The following is a 4,708-nucleotide window of genomic DNA, read 5'->3' as shown; positions in this document are numbered from 1 at the left end:
GAAAGTAACACTTAATATTGTGGTAAGAAGGAATAAAATAACTTTTTTCACTTCGTTGCACCTCCATGATATTTAATTGCTTTAAAATATTAACGAGCAAAATCCTTTTTGTGTTACAAATGAAGTAAAAACTCACTATCTTGCCCGTTACTTCAATAGAAAAGAGGAGCTGCCACATAGCAAACTCCTCCACTATCGTTACCCGTTAGTGCAAACAATTAACATTGTTGCCACTTCTTCAAGTACAGCACTGCACCGCTTTTTTTACATCATTCTCTTTAACCCAAATTTCCCGATTTTGTATTTTATAGTCTACTTCCGCCCTTTCTAATCGTTCAATTTGATTCTCTGTTTCTACAGTCCAATAGACATATTTTGCTTTATCACTGTTATTACAAGCTGAAAGAAATAAGAACAGTGCAAATAGAAATATCACTAAACCTTTTTTCTCCACGTTGTCGTCAATCCCTTCATGTATTCCTACTTCATCAGTGTAGCAGTTATTGCATTAATCTTCCCGTTACTTCAATAAATCAAAAGAGGAGCTGCTCGAAGCAAGCCCCTCCACTATCGTACTGAGGGAGCTTAATGCTTATCGGTAACAACAAGTAGTTCACTCGATCTCGAAGGACTACAATCCATAATGAGATAATGAACTTCATTTGCTTGCTCTTTTTTAGTGATACTCTTACAAAGATAGTTCCTTTTTTCTTTATCACCATTCTTATCTTTTGAGGGATCTTCTTCTATTTTTATTTTATTCTGAGTATAACNGCATATATAGAAGCGCTAATGCGAGATGAGATAATGAACTTCATTTGCTTGCTCTATTTTAGTGATACTCTTACAAAGATAGTTCCTTTTTTCTTTATCACCATTCTTATCTTTTGAGGGATCTTCTTCTATTTTTATTTTATTCTGAGTATAACTCAGTCGAATGATTACTGGATCTCCCTCTTTAGTGAAACGTGTAATCTTTRTACTGGAGTCTTTTTTGTTTGATACTTCTGAAATAAAATGGTCTAGTTTATCWATATTCCCTACAAYACCTAAGTCGGACACTACGTCACCATTTTTCACAGCTCTTTCGGGTGTCGCGGAACATCCCATTAATAACATAAAAAGTGTGGCAAGAATAAAGAGATTTTGATATTTCATAATTGTCTCCTTCAATTAATGTTTTTGGCTGCGCCTAGTTGGAACATCCCATTAATAACATAAAAAGTGTGGCAAGAATAAAGAGATTTTGATATTTCATAATTGTCTCCTTCAATTAATGTTTTTGGCTGCGCCTAGTTGTGCTTTTATAAAACCACTGAACCCTGCATCCATCTTTAGTGCAGCCTGAAAGTATAAGTAATAACGCCAAAACAAGCAACATATTGGATTTCATCAAATGCCCCCTGATTGGGTTGTAATTATCCGTAAAAACATGCATTTATTTATTCGTCATCAAATTCAAATTTACCTTGCTACCATTCTAAATCTACTGCACTAACCTGCCCTTTAACTCAACGAGGCTGCCGTTATGCTGGCAGCCTCGTCCTGGTGTTTATGGAACTAACGTACCCGTTAGCGCAATGAGGCCACCGACAAATTCCCGCGGTAGCTTCATGGTATTGGATTTAAAATCTAGTACCCGTTTAGTTTAATGCAATCTCGCAGCCGTCGAACGTCTGCCCATTTTCGATTAACTTTACGGCATCTGCGATTGCGCTTCGCTGAAAGTCATTAAACTTGGACTCATCTCCATCCCAACTGCTGAGCCACCAAAAGAAAGAGCATATGTTTCTGTAATCCATGAACAATGGAATTTGCTTAATCCAATACTCATTTAGGTGATTATACTTTAAATATCCTTCAAGGAATTCATTCAAGAATTTTTTTGCGAATTCATTTTTGAATTGTCTATTCTCCTTTGGAGCTCCCCACCAAACGGCATGTGTTGCAGCAATCGCAATGTCCAACGAAAACCAACCATAGATGCTGTCGTCAAAATCAAAGACCGTAATCATTTTTTGATCTATGTGGAAATTATAGGGATGAAAGTCATTGTGAATCAAACCATATGAATTACCTTCACGAGGTAGTGTCATAATTCTGGTTTCGAGAGACTTTAATCTCTCCAAAAGTACACGATATTTGCCTTGTTGTAGATAAGGGTTTGCAATTTCCGATTTTCGCCATTCATCTCTCTTTGTTTCTAAGGGAAGATATGATTTAGAGAGCATATGCATCTTCCCCATGGTTTCTCCCCACTGCCTAAAAATAAAAGTCCCCCACAAATGTGGATCATCTTTATCAAAGAATCTTCCAGGTGCAATCTGAAAAGCTGTTACGATAAAGCATTTTTCATACTCTTCATACACAGCAGTTAATTCATTATCTATAGTTTTGATTGGTAATGATGCTCGGACACCGTTGTGCACTAAGTAGTCTATCCAATCAACTTCCGCCTTTATTTTACCGACGTAAGCATAAGATTTTTCAGTTATTCTTAAAATAAAGGCCTCATTTTTCTTTGTGAAACGAAATACCTCATTAGTTGATTTGCTTATAAACTCAAGAGAGTTAATATCAAATGCAAACAACGCAGCAGCTTTATTTAATATCTTTTGACTCGCCATTGTGAACCTCCAATATAGGTACTACCGGCCCGGTAAACCCACTTTACCTGAAAACACCAAAAATATGTAGACTTATCTTTTTCTCCGTTATAAACTAATAGTTATGTACAAAGGTATTTTCCTTCGACTAAAAAAGGCTGCCGATTCAATTCGGCGGCCTTTAATGTTGTTATCGTAATCTGCCAGTTAGTTTTATGTAATGAGCAGGTCACCGAAGCACCCGCTCATCCATGTGTTATTCAACTCCCTCGGTACCCTTTAGTTTAACGAAATTGAATTTTGCATCATTATTAATATTCAGTAACCCAATGAAATCGGATCGGGGAATTTAGAGTTCTATCATTTATTTAACGAATCACAAATATCCTCTAACTTTAGACCTCGTGATCCTTTAACTAATATGACATCATTTTTTTTTAATATTCGGTTACATTCAGATACAAGATCTTCTTTTGAGGTAAAATGCTTCACTACTCCTTCTAATTTTGAACCACTAAGTGTATTAGATATAGTTCTGCTTAAATTACCAATAGTAAATACGGAGTGTATTTTTGACGTATCAATACTTTTAGCTATTTCTTCATGAAATTCATTTTCTTTATCTCCCAATTCCAACATATCACCTAAAACCAAAACCTTTTTATTAAAACCATCTAGATTTGAAACTGTCTCTATTGCTGCTTTCATCGAAACAGGACTTGCATTCCAAGCATCGTTAATAATTAAGAATCCTTTTGGGGTAGGGATCCGTTCCATTCTCATTCCAGTGACCTCTAAATTAGTAAGTCCAGACTGAATATCCTGTTGAGTTATTTGAAAACGATCTGCCAAGGCAATCGCAGCAAGTACGTTTAATACGTTATGCCTTCCAAGTAAAGACACAGAAAATTCATCACTATACCTGTTCAATGTAAAAGAAATGCTGGATTGATTATGGTCAATTGTTAGTGGAAAGAAATCATTGGTATGAGATTCTCCAAATCGAATAACCGACAGTGTTTCTGGGAGTTTTCTTTCCGTGAGTGCCTGAGTGAGTAATGGTTCATCCCCATTGATAATAATGGCTCCACTAGGGTTTAAACCTTCAAGTAATTCTAACTTGGCTAAAGCAATTCCCTCTCTCGATCCAAGACTCGACAGGTGTGATACACCAATCATTGTAATTACTCCAAAATCGGGCCTCGCAATCTCCGATAGGACTTTCATTTCACCGGCATTACTCATTCCCATTTCTAAAACAACAATCTCAGTATCTTCTTCAACTTCTAATAAAGATAAGGGGAGACCATACTCTCCATTTAAGTTCCCATAAGTTTTTTGAACTTTATATTTTGTACTTAATATCGAAGTTACAATATCTTTAACTGTGGTTTTTCCATTACTCCCTGTTACCCCAATTACTTTACAGTTTAATTGTCCTCGATAGGATTGCGCGATATTTTGTAAAGCCTTTAACGTATCATCTACAATTATGAGTGGTAAACCTTCTGGGGGTGAAAAATGGTCTGCTTGCCACAAGGAAGCGACTGCTCCATTTTCAAAAGCCTGCTTTACATATTTGTGTCCATCATCGATTCTCACTATTGGGACAAATAAATTACCTTCTTTTAGTGTTCTCGAATCGATTGATACCCCCTGGATATTTATGATTTCAGGAGATTTAAAAGACGCAGTTACTTCATTTCCTTCAACCATTGATAATATTTCTTCAATTGAACGTTTGATCACATAATCCCCCCCTTAGGTCCTACACATATATTATGGCACAAAACTCTGTAAAATTTCACCAAGCTAGTTGTCGACTTTATTGCGCTAAACTGCCTGTTACTTCAATGAAAAAACAAGAGCAGTTACCACGGCAAACTGCTCCATATTTTGTTCAACTATCGTACCCGTTAGCTTAATCGTTCTTCGATAAAGTTTAACAGCAGTGCTTTCTCCTGGTCAGGAATCCATTCCGTTAGTCTAGCGGCTGCAATCGGTAACATCCACTCATCAATGTCGCTGAACTGCAGATTAGAATATGTAAGATAATGTTCCAAGTATATTTCGTTTATCTTATCCCTCATTATTTGAAGTGT

4 protein-coding genes and 1 pseudogene are annotated in these 4,708 nt (G+C 36.4%); all 5 read right to left on the bottom strand.

Annotated features, from left to right (window positions below):
- Window positions 1-238: 238 nt before the first annotated feature.
- A complete protein-coding gene (locus ASG81_RS29450; protein WP_155972058.1) occupies window positions 239-454 on the bottom strand; it encodes a hypothetical protein in 216 nt (71 codons plus the stop codon).
- A 335-nt stretch (window positions 455-789) separates the two neighbouring features.
- Window positions 790-1,158, bottom strand: a complete 369-nt coding sequence (locus ASG81_RS29440) for a DUF4362 domain-containing protein (RefSeq protein WP_056643402.1) — start codon at window positions 1,156-1,158, stop codon at window positions 790-792.
- Window positions 1,159-1,643: 485 nt separating this feature from the next.
- Window positions 1,644-2,627 (bottom strand): phosphotransferase enzyme family protein, encoded by a 984-nt coding sequence (locus ASG81_RS29435; protein WP_056643398.1) that lies wholly within the window; start codon window positions 2,625-2,627, stop codon window positions 1,644-1,646.
- Between the two features lie 339 nt (window positions 2,628-2,966).
- Window positions 2,967-4,355, bottom strand: coding sequence for a UDP-N-acetylmuramoyl-tripeptide--D-alanyl-D-alanine ligase (locus tag ASG81_RS29430; protein WP_056643395.1), 1,389 nt, complete (start codon window positions 4,353-4,355; stop codon window positions 2,967-2,969).
- A 167-nt stretch (window positions 4,356-4,522) separates the two neighbouring features.
- Window positions 4,523-4,708 (bottom strand): annotated as a pseudogene (locus ASG81_RS33450) (phosphotransferase); the annotation flags it as partial.

It is taken from the genome of Paenibacillus sp. Soil522, assembly GCF_001428245.1.
Lineage (GTDB): Bacteria > Bacillota > Bacilli > Paenibacillales > Paenibacillaceae > Pristimantibacillus.
This window is presented reverse-complemented; position numbering and strand designations above follow the sequence as displayed.